The organism is Oleiphilus sp. HI0123 (assembly GCF_001635315.1).
In genome coordinates this window covers 1-761 of the sequence record NZ_LWGE01001891.1, presented here as the reverse complement: position 1 = coordinate 761, position 761 = coordinate 1, and the positions used below count along the sequence as shown (strand labels likewise).

Annotated in this window: 1 protein-coding gene; it reads right to left on the bottom strand. The window is 45.7% G+C overall.

From position 1 onward, the window contains the following. Positions 1-761 (bottom strand): class I SAM-dependent rRNA methyltransferase (locus A3761_RS25195; RefSeq protein WP_156492126.1); only part of this gene is annotated, 761 nt, incomplete at both ends.

Below are 761 nucleotides of genomic sequence, written 5' to 3'. Positions count from 1 at the left end.
AGCGCTTTTCCAAAGTCTGGCCACTTACCGCAATAGCTTTCATCAAGGCTTCTCGCGAAAGGTGCATAGAACACGACGCAGAAACCAGTAAACCATCTTTTTCTAGCAGGCGCATCGCAAGCTGATTCAAACGTTGATAAGCAATCTCACCCGCTTTCTGGTCCTTACGCTTAGGAATAAATGCTGGTGGATCAGCGATAACAACATCAAATTTCTCACCTTCAAGCTTCAACTGCTTGCACACNTCAAAGACATCACCCTCAATACAACTTACCTTGTCAGACAAGTCATTTAGTGCCGCATTCTTCTCAACGTAATCAAGCGCCATTGAAGAGCTATCTACACAGGTAACCGACTCAGCCCCAAATGCAGCGGCTTGAACTCCCCAACCGCCCACATAGCTATACAAGTCCAGCACGCGCTTACCTTTAACATAGTCTTTTAAGCGCGCCCGATTCATGCGGTGATCATAAAACCAGCCTGTTTTTTGCCCCTTCATAACTGGTGCAAGAAAACGAACACCGTTCTCTTCCAGTTCGGCGTCTTCAAGCTCCTCTCCCATAGCAAGCGAAACATAGGACTCGAGATTCTCGGCAGATCTCATCTTGCCATTATTTTTAAACAAAATCGTTTTCGGTCGACAAACCTTCTCAAGTGCCGAAACGATTTCATCCTTTAAAGACTCCATTCCAGCACTCGAAATCTGAACAACAAATACGTCTTTAAAGCGGTCAATCACCAGGCCAGGCAACATATCACTA